The sequence below is a fragment of the Streptomyces sp. NPDC024632 genome, assembly GCF_055559175.1.
In genome coordinates, this window is the sequence record NZ_JBVHLD010000030.1 from 19,859 (window position 1) to 38,059 (window position 18,201).

General features: G+C 69.2%; 16 protein-coding genes and 1 pseudogene. 9 read left to right on the forward strand and 8 right to left on the reverse strand.

Annotated features, from left to right (window positions below; all coding sequences use genetic code 11):
- The first annotated feature begins 11 nt into the window (after positions 1-11).
- Both ACZ37P_RS37680 and ACZ37P_RS37685 read left to right on the forward strand, forming a co-directional pair.
- Positions 12-638 carry a hypothetical protein gene (locus ACZ37P_RS37680; protein WP_467350979.1) on the forward strand — a complete coding sequence of 209 codons (627 nt, stop codon included), beginning with the start codon at positions 12-14 and terminating at the stop codon, positions 636-638.
- The gene (locus tag ACZ37P_RS37685) at positions 631-1,560 is read left to right on the forward strand and encodes a hypothetical protein (protein ID WP_467350980.1); all 930 of its coding nucleotides are present in this window, start codon (positions 631-633) and stop codon (positions 1,558-1,560) included. Before ACZ37P_RS37680 ends, ACZ37P_RS37685 begins: the two co-directional genes overlap by 8 nt.
- A 320-nt stretch (positions 1,561-1,880) precedes the next feature.
- On the opposite strand, the gene ACZ37P_RS37690 is transcribed toward ACZ37P_RS37685, so the two are convergent.
- The 4 genes and pseudogenes from ACZ37P_RS37690 to ACZ37P_RS37705 all read right to left on the reverse strand — a co-directional run bounded on the left by ACZ37P_RS37690 (position 1,881) and on the right by ACZ37P_RS37705 (position 3,854).
- On the reverse strand, positions 1,881-2,114 hold the full coding sequence (locus tag ACZ37P_RS37690; protein WP_467350982.1) for a hypothetical protein: 234 nt from the start codon (positions 2,112-2,114) through the stop codon (positions 1,881-1,883).
- 254 nt (positions 2,115-2,368) lie between these two features.
- A pseudogene (locus tag ACZ37P_RS37695) lies at positions 2,369-2,977 on the reverse strand (3'-5' exonuclease); the annotation flags it as partial.
- Positions 2,971-3,450 (reverse strand): DUF6083 domain-containing protein, encoded by a 480-nt coding sequence (locus tag ACZ37P_RS37700; RefSeq protein ID WP_467350983.1) that lies wholly within the window; start codon positions 3,448-3,450, stop codon positions 2,971-2,973. The pseudogene ACZ37P_RS37695 and the gene ACZ37P_RS37700, both read right to left, overlap by 7 nt.
- Before the next feature lie 146 nt (positions 3,451-3,596).
- Positions 3,597-3,854, reverse strand: a complete 258-nt coding sequence (locus ACZ37P_RS37705; protein WP_467350984.1) for a helix-turn-helix transcriptional regulator — start codon at positions 3,852-3,854, stop codon at positions 3,597-3,599.
- A 641-nt stretch (positions 3,855-4,495) separates the two neighbouring features.
- Between ACZ37P_RS37705 and ACZ37P_RS37710 the strand changes: the two genes are divergently transcribed.
- Both ACZ37P_RS37710 and ACZ37P_RS37715 read left to right on the forward strand, forming a co-directional pair.
- Complete coding sequence (locus tag ACZ37P_RS37710) at positions 4,496-5,068, forward strand: hypothetical protein (protein ID WP_467350986.1); 573 nt, start codon at positions 4,496-4,498, stop codon at positions 5,066-5,068.
- Positions 5,069-5,283: 215 nt separating this feature from the next.
- Positions 5,284-5,892, forward strand: coding sequence for a hypothetical protein (locus ACZ37P_RS37715; protein WP_467350988.1), 609 nt, complete (start codon positions 5,284-5,286; stop codon positions 5,890-5,892).
- A 259-nt stretch (positions 5,893-6,151) separates the two neighbouring features.
- Here ACZ37P_RS37715 and ACZ37P_RS37720 read toward each other — a convergent pair whose 3' ends face one another.
- The 4 genes from ACZ37P_RS37720 to ACZ37P_RS37735 form a co-directional block, all read right to left on the reverse strand.
- On the reverse strand, positions 6,152-6,874 hold the full coding sequence (locus ACZ37P_RS37720) for a helix-turn-helix domain containing protein (protein WP_467350990.1): 723 nt from the start codon (positions 6,872-6,874) through the stop codon (positions 6,152-6,154).
- Complete coding sequence (locus ACZ37P_RS37725; RefSeq protein ID WP_467350991.1) at positions 6,874-8,991, reverse strand: hypothetical protein; 2,118 nt, start codon at positions 8,989-8,991, stop codon at positions 6,874-6,876. The genes ACZ37P_RS37720 and ACZ37P_RS37725 overlap by 1 nt, the downstream gene beginning before the upstream one ends.
- A complete protein-coding gene (locus ACZ37P_RS37730; RefSeq protein WP_467350992.1) occupies positions 8,991-9,608 on the reverse strand; it encodes a helix-turn-helix domain-containing protein in 618 nt (205 codons plus the stop codon). Before ACZ37P_RS37730 ends, ACZ37P_RS37725 begins: the two co-directional genes overlap by 1 nt.
- 342 nt (positions 9,609-9,950) lie before the next feature.
- Positions 9,951-11,567: a helix-turn-helix domain-containing protein gene (locus ACZ37P_RS37735; RefSeq protein WP_467350993.1), complete on the reverse strand. Its 1,617-nt coding sequence runs from the start codon at positions 11,565-11,567 to the stop codon at positions 9,951-9,953.
- Between the two features lie 935 nt (positions 11,568-12,502).
- On the opposite strand from ACZ37P_RS37735, the gene ACZ37P_RS37740 reads away from it, so the two are divergent.
- The 5 genes from ACZ37P_RS37740 (at position 12,503) to ACZ37P_RS37760 (ending at position 18,080) form a co-directional block, all read left to right on the forward strand.
- On the forward strand, positions 12,503-13,534 hold the full coding sequence (locus ACZ37P_RS37740; protein ID WP_467350994.1) for a hypothetical protein: 1,032 nt from the start codon (positions 12,503-12,505) through the stop codon (positions 13,532-13,534).
- Positions 13,535-14,503: 969 nt separating this feature from the next.
- On the forward strand, positions 14,504-14,905 hold the full coding sequence (locus ACZ37P_RS37745) for a TnsA-like heteromeric transposase endonuclease subunit (protein ID WP_467351001.1): 402 nt from the start codon (positions 14,504-14,506) through the stop codon (positions 14,903-14,905).
- Complete coding sequence (locus ACZ37P_RS37750; protein WP_467350996.1) at positions 14,902-15,861, forward strand: hypothetical protein; 960 nt, start codon at positions 14,902-14,904, stop codon at positions 15,859-15,861. Before ACZ37P_RS37745 ends, ACZ37P_RS37750 begins: the two co-directional genes overlap by 4 nt.
- On the forward strand, positions 15,846-16,949 hold the full coding sequence (locus ACZ37P_RS37755; RefSeq protein ID WP_467350998.1) for a hypothetical protein: 1,104 nt from the start codon (positions 15,846-15,848) through the stop codon (positions 16,947-16,949). Before ACZ37P_RS37750 ends, ACZ37P_RS37755 begins: the two co-directional genes overlap by 16 nt.
- Before the next feature lie 96 nt (positions 16,950-17,045).
- Entirely contained in the window at positions 17,046-18,080 is a 1,035-nt protein-coding gene (locus ACZ37P_RS37760; protein ID WP_329550418.1) for an AAA family ATPase, read from the forward strand.
- Positions 18,081-18,201 lie beyond the last annotated feature (121 nt).

Below are 18,201 nucleotides of genomic sequence, written 5' to 3' on the forward strand. Positions count from 1 at the left end.
TACTAAGCGACATGTCCTGCGCAGAACTGGCGAAATCACTCATGGCACGCATTGCCGAGAGCCGCCACACCATCTGCCTCCGGATCCGCACGATGCTGCCGTCCGGCGTCCAGTGCGACGAGGTCATCAGCGCCATGACCCTGCGGGCGGGTGAGCGTAAGGGCTGGCTGTGGCGGGCGTGGCACGAGGCAGACGGCTCCTTCGACAACGAGGAGGCGGCCCTGGTCCGGGACGCCCAATACGAGATCCGTAGCCTGCGCCGCAACAACGGCCGCCACACAGCCAAGCACCGCCCCTTACCGCGGACAGAAGAGCCGCCAGGCGGCCCCCTCTCCGCCGATCCGGCCGAACTGTGGGAAGAGGCCCGCGGACACCGCGCCGCGATCCTTGCTGCCACCGCAGAGGCAGGACTCACCGATCTGGAGTTGTTCCTCGTCACCGCTGTCTTGGACCGCGGCGACGCCGACGGCTACGAGGCGGTGGACGCCCTGTTGCTCGCGCGTATCGTCGCGCAGGGCGACCCCGCTTCCCGCGGGCCGCAACTCGCGCAGCGTCGTCGGGCCATCCTGTCCCGGGCCACGCGTAAGCTCCGCGACCACTTCGCCGGTGAAACCGAAGGAGGCCGAGTCGGTGCCTGACACTCCGCCCGAACACGACTTCGGTGTACGGCGGCGACTCGCTGCCGTTTTCGGCGCCCTCACAGACACCGCCGATGTCGGCCAGGACGCCGACACCGCTCAACTCGCCGAAGGACTCCGGCAGGCGCTGCGACACCTCGGCGAGAACGTCGGCCCCACCGCTCCGGTGGGGCAGGCGGATTCTGCGGGATGCACGATCCTCGTGACCGCCGTCCCCGGCCAGAACAGCGGGTACGACGTGATGCTCACGGCGGCCTGGTCTGAGGCCGCGCCGGACGCCCTCGCAGGCGCCGTACTCAGCCTCGCCATAGGCGGCCGGACGTACTGGCTGGCCAGACTGGGAGACGAAGGAGAGGCCGAGTGGGAGGGCGTGCCGCAGGGCCCGTGGCGATTCGACCTGGTGAGCGTCGCCGTGCCACCCCGTACGAGTGTGGTGGCAGGTGGCCTGCGGTACCCGCTGCCAGTGGAGCGCACATCGCTCGCTCCTGCCGCGCAGCAGCAGGAAGAACACCGGGTGATCCGGTTTTCCGATGCCGGTGCCGAGTTGTCCCTCTACCCGGCGGATGATGACCATCAGGGCGGCCGCCGAGTGGATCTGCGGGTCCTCAAACCCGGTGGAGGGCCGGTCGCCTATCCGTTGCACTACCAGGAACGCGGCGGCGCTGCGGCGGTCGTGCTTGTCCCGGTGGAGAACCGCCCGTACCGGTCGCGGGCGAGTGTCACCCTGCTGAGCCTGGACATCTCCGAGCCATGGGGCCTCGGCGATCCGGTGGGGCCGGAGGGCATCCAGGAGTACCCGCCCGAGATCGTGGCGGCCTCGCTGCGCGCGGTGGGAGACAACGCCGAGACCGCCGACGCGTGGCGGGCCATCGCCGAACGGGCGGGCGGTTGGCTGGCCGAACTGGTAGAGGGCGGTCTATGAGGGCCAGACGGATCCGCGTGGTGGCGCTGTAGAGGTCGTCCACGCGCCCGCCGCCCCACTCGCCAGTCTCGGGGACCGGCTCCGCACGCCACTGGGAGGCCTGTTTGAGGGCCTTTTGCATCTGCCGGTGCCGTTCCGACAGTTCCGCGAGTGTCTCGGTGCTCTCCTCCGCGAGGCACGCATCGCCTCGCATCCCGTACATGCCGTCCGGCATCAGGGGCGGCAGCGGGCTGCCGAACGTGCGTGACGGCCTGACGCCATCCGGTCGGCTGCACGGGCCCGTCGCGGTCCATGAACGTCGTCACCTGTACGCCGGGGTACTAGGCGATGGGCAGGGCCTGGTGCTGGGTGACGAACCGCCAGCCGAATGCCCTGGTGTCCGACAGGGAGCCGGTGCGGTTGACGACCACGACCGGCTCGGGCAGCACAAGCAGCCCGGTGGCCACAAGGATGTCCCGGTCACGGTCAAGGGTGCTGACGTCGACCGGCTCAAGGGTGGCGGCGGCCATGACTGCGGCGTGCGCGGCCGGGGAGCCGCGCTGGCTGCCGTCCACTGCCCGGACTTCTCTCTGCTGCGCTCTCGTTTGCCCCGACTCGCCTTTCCCACCGCCTGGCCCCCTTCACCGCGACACCCGCTGCCGAAGCCGTACCCGACTGCGGGAGAGGCGACACGACGCGATTCGGCCGACACTCGAGGCCACCTGCAGGGCAGTTCGCTCCGGGCCGACTGAGCGCAGTGGTTCAGGACCGGTCACCGCCAGCTCGTACGCTGCGGCGGTCCAAGAAAACGTCCCAGGCTCTCTCCCCGTCACGGCGTTCCATGCGGGTGATCGTGGATCCAGGACAGGCCTCCAAGGTCGAGGTGGGAGCGGGTGCGGGTGACGGCGACGTAGGCGAGGCGGGCCTCTGCATCATCGACGGGTCCGGGTACGGCCCGGCCTTCGGCGTCCTGCTGATCGGTGTCCTTGGGCGGGGTGAAATCGTCCGCGATCCTCACGCCGGGCCATTCGCGGCCTTTGGCTTTGTGCGCGGTCGACACGGTCACCTGGGCGTGCGGCTCGGGCATGAGCCGGGCGACGGCGGTGAGGATGGCGTCGGTGCCGTGGGTGTCGACGAGGTCGACCAGGGGCTGCAGGTCGCGGCCGGCAGGGTCGTGGGCGGCGTAGTCCTGCAGTTCGCCCCAGGAGGCGAACAGGATCAATTCGGGGTGGGTGGTGCGGCGGCCGTCTTTCAGGTCTCGGGCGGCCAGGGCCAGGGCGCGCAGGCTGCCCCCTCCATCGACCAGCGCGACGCGGTATTCGGCAGTCATCAGGTCCATGACCTGGGCCATGGCGCCGACATTGGTGCGGCACAGCACCGCGTCAGGCCGGCTGAGGGGGCCGAGTTCGGTGAGCACGGCGGGGGTTCCGGTCAGGCGGGTGGCGGGTTGTGTGCTGGTGGCGGGAACAGGAGTAAAGCGCCGGTGTCGATCATGCGGCGGGTGTGGACGGCGAGTTGGCGTCGGATCGCTTCGAGGCCCGGGGCAGTGCGGCAGGTGAGGGTGCGGCGGGGGCAGAGCAGGGCGTGCGGGATGCGGCACCAGTCGCTGCCGTCACCGTGCGGGTGGGCGATACCGCCGCTCACGTGCCAGCGGCAGGATTCGGGGACGTCGGCGGCGGCCAGTTCGCCGGGGTGGAGGGCGATGGCCCGCTGGTCGGTACGCTGGTAGAGATCGGTGCGGTTGCCGCAACGGCGGCAGCAGCGGCTCTGGCCGGCGCGCAGCAGGCGGCTGGGGCTGGTACCGGCCACCCGCAGGGGTCGGGGACGGCAAGGGACGCGAGGGCTGCCGTCCCAGTGGTGGCCAGCAGGGGTGGAAGTGGGGCGCATGGCGAGGACCGTGTCAGGCGACATGCGGCGAGAGGCGCCAAGGCAGCCGGTATGTCCTCCGACCGGCCCAGTCAGGCCGAACTGACGCGCGAGGGAACGGTCGTGCGTTCCATGCCTGTTCGCCGGTTCGGGTGATTCGCGGCGAGGCCCGCGCAGGGCGCACCGGCAGGTCAGGGGCCTTGCATGCCGGGCGGGGTGTGGTCGTCACAGAGGGGGCCCAGCAGGTGCTCGATGGGGACGTCGAAGGCGTGGGCGTGCCAGGTGGTGACGCTGCCGGTGGTGCGGCCGTGCTCGAGGTCGATGAGGGTGCGGCGGGCCAGGCCGCTGCGGCCTGCGAGTTCGTCGAAGGTCCAGCCGCGCTCGCCCCGCAGGCGCGCCAGCGTGACGCGCAGCGCGGTGAGGTCGGGGTCGGGCGGCAAGATCGTCACTCCACCATCCGACGGTGCAGGACCCTGCCCTGTCAGTGCAGACCTCTGCACTATCTGGCGAGGCGAGGGTGACATTCACAGTGCAGAGATCTGCACTACCGTGCGTTCGTTCCGGCCTCCAACGGCCGGGCACCGACCATCGCGGCACGGACAGACGGGAGGACGACCAGCCGATGAGGCTTGCGCGTGCGCATACAGCGGTGCGGCGCATCTGGACCGTGGAGCTGCGTCCGCAGACAGGCGGCCCGCTGCTGGCCTGCCCTCATCCCCGCTGTGCGGCAGCCACTCCTCTGTCGGCCTCCTCCGCACGGTCCGCCGCGCTGACACACCTGGCCCGTCATGCCCGAGCGGACGTATTGCCCTCGCACTTGCGGACCTGCCAGTGCCGGGCGCGGGGGTGTGTCTGGCACCGTCGCCACCGCGGGTGCGCCGGACCGGTCCTGCTCGCGTTGACCCGGGACCGCAGTGGCCGCACCTGGCGTCTGGCCGACGCCTGCTCCGCGTGTGCCGCGGTGATGAGCGACACAGCCGTCGTACCCGACACGTCGCTCAGGCCCGGGCGCAGATGCTCGGCGTCCCGAGCCCGATCTGCTCCGCCCAGGCCGCTCCACGGGCCGGGTGAGCGCACAAGGGTGCGGGAGATGCTCACCTACCTCGGTGCCGCGCTGCCCCGCTTCACCTCCCCCGCCGCCCGCCTGCTTGCTCTGCAGTGCGCCCTGCGTGCCGACGCCAGCGCTTATGTCCGGCTGCCGGGCGGACTGCTGCGCGGCATGCGGCTGCGCGGCCGCGGGGAACTGTGGGAAGAGCTGGAGCATGCCGGCTGGCTGAGCTGCAGAGTCGGCGGGCATCCGCACATGGAGGCCCAGCTGCTCGACGCCGCGGTCCTCGCTCAGCGAGCCGGACGCCGTACGCGGGCCCGCGCCGCCCAGTGGGCGCTGAGCCCCACCCCAAGGGCTTTGCCTGACGGGTGGCCGCCGTCCGTGCGACTGACTGCCCTGGCCGTGGCCTCCTGCACGTCGGACGAGGGAGGCAGGACCGACATGGAAGTACTCGCCCGCCTATGCGGGCACTCACCACACCAGATCGAGGAACTCCTCGACCGGCTGGTCGCCGCGCGCATGCTGGCTTCCTGGCAGTACTGCCAGGAGAGTGACGAAGTCTCCTGGCACGTTCCGTCCCCTGCCGAAGCGGGCCGCACAGATGTGCGGCAGTGATCGTGCTCCCCTCAACCGCCGTGCCGCGCTCGGCGGGAGAGAATGAGACATCACTCGACAGGAACATCCCGCTCCTCTCGTGCATACATGTTTCTAGACTGTCGCGGCCTGCGAACAGCTCAGTTGTCGTGGACGGACACACTCCACAGCTCTTCGCGGGCTCGGCACCTGCTACTTTCACCGCCACAGCCGCACATCGAAGAAAGGCCCATGTCATGTCTGAAAACCGGGCGCCCGCCACCGAACTGACATCGCAGTACAGCGCCCAGGTGGCAGGCGATCTCGATCGCAACGCCAAGGAACAGGAACGTATCGCCGCCGAGATCGAGGCACTGCAGGAGCAGTTGAGTGCCCTGCAGCACGACCACAATGTGCTGGTAAGCATGCAGCAGGCGCTCGGCGTCGCAAGCCCGGCCCGGCCGGACACCAGCGCCTCGCAGTCAGCACCTGAGCGGACCTCTGTCACACCCAAGCCGGCCAAGGCCAGGAAGGCAGGCGCCACAGGCGCAAAGAAGACTGCCGCCAAGAAGCCCGCAGCCAAAGCCTCGCCTGCGGCAGCCTCCGCACCGACCCTCGTCGAACTGATCCGTACTCACCTGGTGGAGCAGGACGAGCCGCGCTCCGCTGCAGAAATCTCCTCCGCGCTGGGGCAGGCCCGTCCCGAGCGCAACATCAAGACCACCGTCGTGCGCACCACTCTCGAAGGACTCGTGGCCAAGAGCCACGCTCACCGTGCCAAGCAGGGCTCATCCGTTTTCTATACCGCCGCGGCCGCCCCTGAGCCCACTGCGGCCGAGCCGCAGCCGGAGGCAGCGGCCAGCTGAACATCCGCCGCCCGGCGCACTCCTCTGTCCCGTAATCCGATGGCCCCGTCGCCGAAGACCCACTGCGCGAGGCTCCGGCATACCGCAGTGTGCGGCTGCGACAGTGCCGAGCAGAGGGGCAACAGGGAAGGCCCTTGGCCCCTACCTGTGATTTCCGTGCTATTGCAGTCGGCTGTGCAGGCAGCCGCAGGGCCGTGGTCACTCAGCGGCGGCGGGATGCAGGCGCCTACGGTCTCACCGAACCCCCGCCCCTGACACGTCAGCGCGGGCGCCAGGTACGGATCTCCAGGTGGATGATGTGCGCATCCGGGCGGATGCGGCCGGTCTCCACCAGCCATTGATGGACGGCTGCGGTGACGTCTCCGCCCGCGGCATCGACGCGTTGGGCAAAGCCGGCGGCGTCGTGCCCGCCGGTCTGGGAAGAGCCGTAGGAGCGCTCCTCGGTGTGATCGGCGCGCTGGATGACGTCGCGGCGGATGCCGGGTGAGTCGGTGCGGCTGCCGGAGGGGTGCACGTAGCCGGTCTTGGCCAGGCGGACGGTGAAGGCCAGGCGCAGGCCGTGGCGGGCGGCTTCGGCGATCAGGGGGCGCAGGCGGGAGGAGCCGGAGGCGATCGCCTGGGCGCCGACGCGGCCGGTGCCGGAGCCGGTGGGAGTGATCAGGACGGCTTTGCTGCGTACCCGGGCTGTGGCACCGGAGGTGGTGGTGCGGCGGGTGATGTGCCGGCTTGCGATGGAGGCGAGGTCGGGGAGGTCGGTGATGCCGCCTGTCTGGACGGCGGCCAGGACCTGGCGCAGGGCAGGGACGAAGGCTGCGCCTTTGTTCTTTGTGTAGAACTGGGAGACCAGGGAGGCGTCACGGTTGATGATGCGGGCGATGTCGCGCTTGGTGTAGCCGGCTGTCTGCAGTTGGTCGGCCAACTGGGCGGCCTCGTTCAGCTCGCGTTGCCCGGTAGGGCGGTTGCGGCGGGGGCGGGGTGGCATCAGGCCTCTCCTGCGCTGGGGGTGAGGGCGGTGCGTCCGGCGTCCCGCAGGGCGAGGAGTTCTGCCTCGGTGGTGGGTGCGGCCACAGGGCCGGTGAGGTGGCCCTTAAGGAGGTAGTCGCCGGGCTGATGGTGATGCGGCCAGGCCTGCGGCTGGGTGAGGTAGAGGGCGTCGGTGCGGAAGGCGACGACGCTGCCGGGCTCGGTGTGCAGGGCGCCAGCGTAGGTGTTGTCGTCGCGGTGACGCTGGGAGAGGAGGGCAGCACGGGCGCCGGACCAGATCGCGGCGGCCCATTCGGGGTGGGCGTTGGGGTCCCGGCTGAAGCCGGTGGGCTTCTGCCAGGTGATCTGTTCGTCGTCGAAGCCGATGATTTCGGCGTCCGGCGGGATGTCGCGCTCCAGGGTGCGGGGGGTGGTGCCAGTGACCATGCGGGGGCGCTGGGCGAAGGAGCCGATGCCGTACAGGAGGATGGCGCGCACTGCACGGGAGGCGAGGTGGGCGGCGCGGGCCTGCTGGGCGTCGCCCTGGAAGTGGGCCTGGGCGGAGAGGTTGGTCCAGGTCTCTTTGAGTTTCCTGGCCCAGTCGTCGAGGGGTTTGCCGTCCTCCCACAGGATGCCGTCGAGGATTTCGATCTTCCACGGGGTGATGGGGTTGGTCAGGGCGGTGTGGATTTCGGGGCCGCCGGCCCAGGTGGTGAAGGTCGTGCCGGGCTCGGCAGGGTAGTGCCAGGCTCGGTCGCCCGGCGCGGGGGCGGGCAGGATGCCGACGTGGTTCCAGGTATCGGGGACGGTGGCCCGCACCTGCCAGTGGCCGCAGCCGTACAGGGCCCGGGTCTGTTCCTTCTCACTCCAGGAGGCGAAGGTGGCGGCGGTGATCCGGCGGGGGGTGCCGACTGGGGACTTCCAGGTGTGTTTGGCGTAGGCGAAGGTGCGGTCGTACTCGATGAGTTGGGGCAGTTGTTCGGGCACGCGGGGCGGGAGGACGAGTTCGTTGCGTCCCTGGCCGGCGGTGGCGTGCAGCAGGCCGCGCAGTTCCTCGGACAGGACGGGAAAGCCTTCGGCGTGCTGGCCGCGGGTGGGGATGGTGCGGGTCCACAGGTCGCGGCCAGTCTGCGACGGGGAGCCCATGATGACGGCGTCGGTCCAGTGGCGGCGCAGTGCCTGCCACAGCAGTACGAACGCGTCCCGGACGGTGGCCGGGTCGTCGCCGCCGGTGTCGAACCACTCCCCCACCGAGCGGATTTCGACGTGGCTGTCACCGTTGTCGCGCTGGTAGCGGCCGACGGGATGGCGGGCGTGGACGAAGTGCCCGGCCATGCGGTCCTTGCCCCGGCCGGTGTCGGTGCGCCAGCCCGGCGTGGGGGCGTTCAGCCAGGCCGCGACCGCATCCCGCAGATACGGATAGCGGTCGGCGTCACGGTGCCAGGGGTCACCGGCGGTGATGTAGATGCGCTCCGTGCCTTCGGGCAGGGTATGGAAGACGGCGGTCAGAATGGCGGCGACCGAGGTGTCGGCCAGGTCGAGGCGGTAGGTCTGGCTGCGGTGCACCAGCACGCCCGTGTCCGTGTCCAGGAAGACGGTGGAGCGGGCCTGCTGGGTGAAGTTCGGCGGCGTGGAGAGCAGGTTCGGGGTGTGCGTGAACCAACCGCTGCCCGCTGCCCCGTCGGGGATCGAGGGGAGGGCACGCGGCGCGTCCGGGGCTGCGGGCTTCGCGCGGGCAGGGTCCTCGGCAGGAGCAGCCGGAGGCGGGACAGCGGCGGGCGGTGCCGGCGGGGCGGCGGCCATCGCGGGCGCCACCGCTCCTGCAGGGGCGGGGGGATGGGGTGGGCTCTTCGTGCCGTCAGCAGCTGGGACGTCCGGCTCGGAGTGGGCCAGGCCGGTCTCGGCCGTGGTGAGGCGGGCGGGGGCCAACGCGGGGGCCAGGGTGACGATGTCGGCCACGCTCAGTCCGGCCGCCGGGGCAATCCGTTCCGCCTTTGCCTTCTCGTACCTGGCCAGATGTGTGATCTGCCTGTCCCGCTCGGCCTCCAGCTTCGCCAGAGCCGCCCGGGCCTTTTTGATCTCGTCCCGTACGGTGCGCAGTTCAGCGAGGGCTGCGGTGTAGCGCTGTGCGTCCATCAGGCTTCCTTGTCCGGACGGCGGGCGGCGGCATGTGTGGGAACGTAGGCGATGGCCCCGCCCGAATGGGAGACCAGCCGACTGCCCAGCAGCAGATCAGCCAGCATCCGGTCGGCATGCGAGGAGGCGGTCACGTGATGGACGGGCGTGGCCAGGTCAGTGACGTAGCCCGCCAGCCGCGCGTGAGGGAAGGCATAGCGGCCCTGGGCGTTCTTCTCCCAGACTTCCAGGCCGGTCAGCACGGCCACCACGTAACCCGACAAGGTCACCGGCAGGACTCCGGCGGCCGCCACGCTCGGCGCATCGCACCGCCACCAGCCGCGCAGCGCCTTGAGGAGGTCCTCGGGGGCGAGGGAGGCCGCGAAGCCAATCCAGTTCCGGTCCGGTTCCTGTACCCGCTTGGCCGTGTCGACCCGCAGGACGCCGATCTCCTGAGCATCCAGCCGGTCCAGCGGGGCGTGCCGACGCTGACCGAGTGCCTGGACCACATGAAGCGGAACCATGACACGCACACCACGGCGGGACAGGCCCGGCAGCAGCCCGGCGTGCACGAGGCGGCGGAAGGTGGTGATGGCGCAGCCGAGTTCCTGAGCCGCCTGCCCGGTCGTCAGCAGCATCCCACCCACTCCATGCAAACTCTTATATCTGATTCGGCATGAAGACTAGCGGAGCCCTGAGGACCCGTCAAAGACCATGCGGCCGGACGCCGCCCATCAAGCTCAGCCCTCCTGCCTGCCGTCGGCTCCATGGCAGAGGCGAACGAAGCGGCCGGTCAGGTCATCGATCCCGCGCAGATGAGAGCGAAGAATCCCCTGGGTAAGCGAATAGGGACGAAGGGGCCGACCCGTCGGTCTGATCCCGCAGCAGACCCACCGGTCCTCTAGCGGTGGGCCCGCCACGCCACCCCTTCCTGTGCGGCGTCGGCGGTCGCCCCCCCATGACAGTTGCCGCCGAGCCGTCTATCGGCACGCCGGGCACAGGTTGTCGTCGTTGTACTCGTATGGAACGTCGGCCGGAGCAAGGTGGACGGTCCGGCACGAGGTGCACAGGTCTCCCCCGCAGCTGCGACAGCCAACGTAGCGCCCGCCCGCGTACTCGTAGCGCCGCTTCTCGACATATGGGTCGTTGCACCTCTTTTGCTGTTCCGGCTCGGCCTGGGGGTACAGCGTTGCGACTTGGTAGGTGTCCTTCAGTTTGACCTGAGTTAGGTCCCGGCCTTCTTGGAAGACTCGTCGCCACTCTCCTTGCAGGTGCAGTTCGTCAGCGCCGCATACCTTCACGAGGGTCAGGCCTTCGTCGTATGCCTTGTAGGCCTTGGACCATAGGTTGGCGAAGGCTTGTGAGCGGATGATGTGCATCCAGTCGGGACGGCGCAGATCCCTGTTGGATGTCGCCTCCCCCATGGTGGAGACGAATTCGGAGTACAAGGCTTTCACGTACTCCAGCGTGACCACGTCGTCCTCGTCGAGGGCGCGGGCCCGTGCGTCACGCAAGGTGGTACGGAACTTCTCAAGCAGGTTCTCGGTGGATCCGGACGTGTAGGACTCGTGGATGACCGGTGGGTCACACAGTGCGTACTTGGAGCTCGATAGCCGCAGCAGGAGCCGCAGAGTGGACTCGGTAATCCAGACAGGTCCAGGTTCAAGGCGCGGTCCGAGAGGGTTGGGCAGGTAGGCGCCGTGTTCCCAGGCTGTGGGGGTGACGAGATGGATGCCAGCGCGACGCCGGTCATGCGGGTGAGGGGCGGTGGGCTGGAGCTGGCCGAGGGGAAGATGGGTCTTCAAAGCGGCTAGATAGGCACCGTTGATGTTGAGCGCCGCCACTGGGTCCGTCTGGTCTGGTGCTTGTGGGCACTGCCAGTCGGGACGCGCCTCCCAGACGCGGTCAGGAGCATGCGGGGACGGCTTGCGGAGTGTCTCGGGCAGTGCGGGGTGGCGGACGATGTCGTACCGGGCACCGATTCGACACGCGTCGAGCAGCCGCATGGCGTCGGGGATTGTGCGTGCGGTGAGTGCTGCGATGGCTTGGCGCTGATCGCCGTCGTGGGCGGCCAGGGCTGCGGCGACGGTCTCCCCGATCAAGTCCTGGGTAGTGTTGGAACGGTGTGAGGCACCGGAGCGGGGGTGTGGGATCCGGGGCTGTGGTGTCTCATCAGGCTTGGGAAGGTCGAGGGCCGGCAAGGGGGTGGCTGCCTCGGCGCACTCGGCAGCGGTGAGGTGTTGCGGATAGCCGTCCACCTGCCGGCTGGCCGGGTTTCCGCACAGCACGCAGAAGGTGTGTTGTGGCAAGAGTTCGGTGGACGTGTCGGGCGCCGGTCGGTTGAGGGCGAGGTTGGGATCCTCGGCGGCGCAGGTGCGGGCGTGCGTGAGGAAATAGGCGTAGGCGGCGCGGACGGGTCCTTGCGGCTCGGCGTGTCCCTCTTCCCACGCGTGGAGTGTGGCGGGGCTGATGCCGATCGCGTGGGCTACTGCATCAGCGGTGAGGGCGAGACTGGTACGCAGACGACTGCGTTCGGCGGGCGCGGGCAGAGGACGGCGCGTGGCGAGGAGGTCGTCGATCGCGGGATATCTGCTCATCGTCGGTTCTTTCTCGATATGGCGGGAGGCGGGAAATGAGAGAAAGCGGCAGGTGCTGGTGGCGTGGGCGGTGCTGTCCCTCTCTCCGGTCCGTCAGCCTGAGACTCTTGCCAGCGCCGCGCCAGGGCTCGTCGGCGTTGCTGGTCCACGAGGCCGGGTCAATGTCGGGGCAAGAGGTGCTTGTCGAGGGCTTACATGAGGCGCGGTAGGCGGGCGCGGCAGCCAGGGACGGGGTAGATGGTGATAGGCCCCGGGGGGACCCGCCTCGCCGGCTCCTACTGAGATTCCGGGCGTGATGTCGCGCGACGACGGAGCCTCTGAGCTGGGAATCCGTCCGGCAACATGACGTCGAGATCATCAGTAACGGCTCATCGCATTGCTGCCCGTGGTGCACAGCTGGCAGGGTGAGCCTGTCACCGACGATAAGCGGGCGCGTGCGCATATGCGCGGGGCCGCGGTAGCGCCATTGGCACCAACAGGGCAGGCACGCAAACGGCGTACGAACCTGATGCGGACCTGGCACGGATGGGGACACGTCTCGAACCTAGAGCGGGCTCGCAGGGCGACGTGATCCTTTCGGTCATTTGTTCCTATGCGTTGCCCGGATTCAACGCGTGTAGCACGCGATGCTCCGCCGTCTGTCCGTAGTCGACGGGTCCTGGCTGGAAGTCCGGCTCGCTGCTGGTCACCGGCAGGATATTCCGCCTCGCCTTGGCGTTCGAAATGTCATCAGTGCAGGTAAGAGCGCACTTTTGACGGGCAAGGGTGGGAACTCTGATTCGCGTCCTTGCGCAGGAGAGGGGCACTGTAGAGGCAGGGTCTGACAATGCGTCGGTGCGGCCGATGCGGCGGATATGGCGTGAAGTTTCGGCTACCGCCCGGTACCGCAACCAGACGCTGCATGTGCTGCCGGAAAGGTGCGCCAGGATGCGCCTATGAGTCTCACCTCGTCCCTCAAAGACCCGACGTCAGCGATGTCGCAGTTCCTCACCGAGCATCTGCCAGCCGTCGATGATCTGTTATCTGACTACCGCAGGCGCATGGTCCGTTATCCGGCGCCGGTGAGCCCCGCCGCCGACATGGGGCAGCGACCGGAGTACCGGATGCTGGGGCACACGATCGACCACCGGCTGCGGATCAGTCTCGGAGCGCCCACCGGCCAGCCGATCAAAGAAGGGATCGTGCGGGCGGCTATCAACGACGACGGCTGGCCGGCTCCTGACGTCATCAGCACGGTGCAGGCAGCGGGCGCGGTGTTACTGAAAGAACTGGACCAGTACGAAAGCAGCGAAGGCCAGCCGCTGGCGTGCGACTCCGAGACGGAGGACCGCCTGGTGCGGCTGTGCCACGTCGCATCGAGCTTCGAAGCGATCTTCCGCCACGTGGGATGGATACGCGGCAACAGCCTGGGCTCCAGCAGGCCAGGCGCAACGCTGGATGAAATCGTCGATGCCGTACCGCCCTACATCGTCGACGACATCCGCCAGCAGATGAGGTTGGCCGCACATCCCGGCCCCTTCGACGGCCTACGGCAGCTGCCCGCCGCGCAGCGCGTCTGCGGGCCCGTCTTTGACGGCAGCCTCCATGTAGGCGGAGCCGACGCCGACTTCATCCTCCGCGGCCAGTTGATCGACTGTAAAGCCACTATCCGCCCCGAGCGGATGGGCCGCGCTGAGCTCTACCAGCTCGCTGGCTACCTTCTGCTGGACTACAGCGACAGCTACTCCATCGAATTCGTGGGGCTGTATCTGTCCCGCCAGGGCGCCCTCATCGACTGGAACGTCGCGGACTTCCTCGGCTTCATGGGCGCACAGCTCGAGCTGCCCGACCTGCGCGATGCTTGCCGGTACGCGCTGACCGACGGCGCGGCCGGCACACCTCCACCGCCGGAGGACCAGCGCCGCCCGCTCCCCCGCCCGCGCAACGCACCCCCGGTCCAGGACACCCTCTTTGGCGACCTGCCTTGATCCACTGCGGCTACTCCAGCTGACCCTACGGCAGCCGACAAGCGCAAAGGGCAGCGAGTGGAATGGCTCTTTCCTGCCTCCCGTGAACGCTCATGTCGACGGCCACTGCGCGACAGGATCTGCTGGGCACCCGGTCCAGGACGAGGAACTCCACGAGAGCTGAATGCCTTAGCGGGGATGCCCCGTCGGGTGATGCGCAAGCTCGCTCACGAACGGTGCTATGCCGTGCGCAGAGCTCATCGTGTCTGATCCTGCCCCAAAGTCCGCGGCCGGTATGCGGCTGAAGGAAGACACCGCTGCGGGGAAAAGCCGCTGGACGCGGCCTGCAGGCGATCAGGCGGGAATCCTGCCGGCGTCCCGGACGGCGACAGTGCTCCCATCGGTGATGGCGCTGAAGCCGCTCCGCTTCCGCTTCCTGTAGCCGCGCGCCTTGTTGGTGTGAGCGCGGCGTGCGAGCCACGGCTCGCCGTCGCGGGGCCGACTGGCATCTCCACGGCGTGTGTCCAAACGCCTGCCCTGCCTTCCAAGCAGTGCCTTCTATTCCGATTTCCATGCATACATGAGAGTTGTTCGTGATCCCTCTGTCTTTCGGACCACACCAGCAGGCTGATCCCCCGCCACCGCTGAGCATCGGCCATCGCTTCGCCGATCCGGCACGCATGACCGCACGGTTCATCCGCCCTGACGGCACCGAGTACGAACTGCCCTGGCTGGAGACGGCTGGAGAACAGCGGCTGGAAGAGTGCCTGCCAGTACGGCGGTTCCCCGTCTGCAAGGGGCGGCGCTCGGCTCCGGGCTGGTACTGGTCCGCGACCGACAGGTGCCTGGTGCACCATGGGTTCAAGGCCATGCGCACGCAGCTCATGGTGCTGGACCACGATCCGGTGGTGACGGCTCTGGCCTGCCGGCCGGTGGAGCTGTCGTGGGCACGGCCGGGGCGGCAGGACGGTGTCGCACGCGCCGCACCTGATGGCACGTCTGGCGGATGGCAGCGGACTGCTGGTGGACTGTGCGAGCCGGTTCGGGGTGGGGCGGCGACTCGTTTGGCGGGCCGCCCACCTGGAGGGTGCTGCGGCCACCGCAGGCTGGCACTACCGTCTGATTGGACCGCCACAGCCCGTGGTCGAGGCCAACGTGCGCTGGCTTGCCGGCTACCGGCATCCGCGGTATGCGCAGGACCGGTTGCGGGAGGTGGCCGAGTGTTTCCGGGAGCCGACGGCGCTGGCGGAGGGGGTGCGGCTGCTGGGTGATCCGATCGCGGTGTGGCCGTCGGTGTTCCACGCACTGTGGGTGGGCGTGCTGAGCGTGCCGCTGGAACGCCCGCTGCACGAGCGGACCGTCGCGGTGGCATGCGCGGAGGACGGGCGGTGAGCCGGCCCCTGCTCAGGCCCGGCACCGTCGTACGCTACGGCAACCGGGAGTGGACCGTCGCGGGTATCGAGGGATCCTCGGCGTTCGGTGCGCGGATCTGGCTCTCCGGGACGGAGAAGAAGGACGGGCAAGACACGCTGGCGGTGTTCGGGCTGGCGGAGTTGCTCGGCGATGTGTCGTTCGAGCAGGTAGGGGGTCCGCCGCGTCTGCGGGTACCGCAGATGGGCCTGCTGTCGACGGTGTCCGAGAACGAGCAGTGGCGTGCGTTCGAGCTGGAGCGGCACGTCCGTGAGGTGGAGACGGGGTGTCCCTCCCCGGACGGCACGGCGTCGGTGCGGCCTGAGTACGATCCCGTGTCCACCACGCTGGCCCAGCGTGAGCAGGCGAAGGTCGATGAACTGGCCGCGCAGGGCTGGGCGGACGTGAGCCAGGCGACGGTGCGCAGGTGGCGTGCGCGCTACCACGCGGACGGCGTGTGGGGGCTGGCCAAGAAGCGTCGCAGCTCGGCGCGGCTGGTCCGCGCCGATCCCCGGGTGGTCGAGGCGCTGCGCGCCCTGCTGCCTGTCGAGGCTTCCCGCTCCCGGTCGCGAGGGTGGAAGAAGCGGATGCGCGGGGAGGTGCAGTGGTGGCTGGACGACCACCACGGCGAGCCCGGCCTGCGGACGGTCGAGGTGCCGCCGCAGTCCACGTTCAACAGGCTCCTCGACACGGTGGAGGCATCCCTCGGGTTGCAGGGGACGGTGGCGCAGCGGCGTGCCCGCGCCGCCCGTCCGTCCCCGCCGTTCACCCCGACGCTGGCGCTGCGTCCGGGTGAGATCGTGATGCTGGACAGTTCGCCGCTGGACGTGCTGGTGGTCCTGGACGACGGGGTAGTGGGGCGGCTGGAACTGACCATCGCCGTGGATGTGGCCATGCGCGGTCTGTGGGGGTGCTGCGACCGGTGGGGAGCAAGCTGACGGACGTGGCGGTGCTGCTGGCGCAGATGATGACGCCGATGGTGATGCGGCCCGGCTGGTCCGCGGCGCTGTCGATGGCCTCCTCGGTCGTGCCGCACAAGCGACTGACCGGCATCGACGAGCGGCTGAAGGACGCGGCGGCCCGTCCGGTGATCGTGCCCGAGACGGTCGTGGTCGACCAGGGCAAGGTGTTCGTCTCTGCGGCCACCCGGGCCGCGTGCGAGAGCCTGGGGATCTCGCTGCAGCCGGTGCCTCCGGCCAACGGACCGGCCAAGGGCCATGTGGAGAGGCCGTTCGGTTCGATCAATTCGCTGTTCTGCCAGTGGCTGCCCGGCTACACCGGTTCGAACGTGAGTGAGCGCGGCTCCAAGGTCGAGCAGGAGCCGCTGTGGACCGTGGCCGAACTCCAGGCATTGTGGGAGGAGTTCCTCGTGTACTGGCACCACCGCCCGCACGCGGGGCTTCGGCATCCGCTGATGCCGAAGAAGGCTCTGACCCCGAACCAGATGTGGGCGGCGCTGCTGCCCGTCGCCGGGTACGTGCCGGTGCCTTTGTCGGCGGACGGCTTCGTGGAGCTGCTGCCGGTGCGCTGGCAGCCGATCACCGATGCCGGTATCCGGTTCGGCTACCGCACCTACGACGGCAGTTGTCTCAACGGACACCGCGGGCAGCACTCCGGGGTACGGGTGCAAAAGGGCCTGTGGGAGGTGCACTACAACCCCTACGACCCGGTCCGGATCTGGGTTCGGCTGCCGGAGGGTTTCCGTGAGGTGGCGTGGGTCCACGCCACATCGGTCGCCCTTCCGTTCACGCACCACGTCTGGGAACACATCTGCAAGGTGGTCGAGCGCACCGGTTCGCGTGAGGAACACGAGGCCGAACTGGCCCTGGCCCTGGACGCCTTCCTCAGGCGGGCCGCGGGCAAAGAGAAGCTGTCCAGCGTGGAGCGGCGGGTGATGGCGAAGTCCCGCGCCTCGGAGGCGGTGCCGGTGCCTGCGGGCGAGATCAGCGTGCTGGACGTGCTCGCCCCGGCGTTCGGGCTGGCCGGTGTATGCGGCGCCGGATCCCGACGAGACCCCGCCGGATGAGGACGACGACGAGGGCATCGCCGGTGACGGGCCTGAGGCCGGCCATGTCCCGGGAGGGTCTCTCATCCTCAGTGACCAGGACCTTGAGGAGGACCAGTGGCTGCCGTAACTGCTGCCGTGGGCGGCGACTTCTCCGACGGCGATGTCACTCCCGGCGCGGTCACGGACTGCGTCCGGTGGCAGGAGTACGTCTGCCGTCTGCGTGTGACCGCTCCTCCGGTGGACGACCCGTCCTGGGACCGTACGAGGCTGCTGGACTACCACTCGGAGTTCGTCACCCTCAAGACGCCTTCTATGGAGCGGGCGAAGGCGGAGCTGAGGGTGACTCTGCTGGTGAACAACCGGCAGTCGAGCACGGCCCGGCGCGGGCTGATCGTGTCCGGGCCGCCGGGGGCGGGAAAGTCGACCACACTCATGGAACTCGGTCGGTCCTTCGAACTGAGCGAACGGCGCCGTCGGCCAGGCCTGGAGGGCTCCATGCCCGTGCTGTTCGCTTCCGTCCCGCCCACCTACACGCCCAGGAACCTGGCCAAGGTCCTCGCCCGGTTCGCCGGCATTCCCGTCCATGACCGGATGACCGAACACACCATCACCAACGCCGTATGCCACGTCCTGTACGAGCGGGGCACCCGGCTGGTGTTTATCGACGACGTGCACCTGCTCAACACCCGTACCCGGCCCGGCGCCGACACCTCCGACCAGGTCAAGACCCTGATGGAACGAGTACCCGCGACGTTCGTGCTGGCCGGCGTCAACGTGGAGGACTCACCGCTGCTGACCGGGCCCCGCGGCGCCCAACTCGCCGCCCGCTGCAAACTCCTGCGCACTCCCCCGCTGCTCAACGGCACCCCGGAACAGAAGAAGACGTGGCGCACGCTCCTGAGCGACATGGAGGGGGCACTGCGACTGGCCCATCACCGGCCCGGAACGCTGCTACGCCACGCCGCCTACATCCATCTCCGCACCGGCGGCGTGATGGCCAGTCTCTCCCTCCTCATCAGGGAGGCCGCGATCCGCTCCATCCTGGACGGAAGCCTCGCAATCACGAAGAAACAGCTGTCGCAGGTGCTCCTCGACGTCCAGGCCACGAACGCAGCGCGCGCCACCCTGCGGCAACGCCCCGGCAACTGACCGGCGCGGCGGAAGGCCCCAGGCCTCCCGCCGCGGGCCCCCTTCCCCTCTCCGACGGGGCTCTGAGACCCAACCTCACCCCTACCTCGCCCTGCCCTCACAACGGCACCGTGCAAAAGAC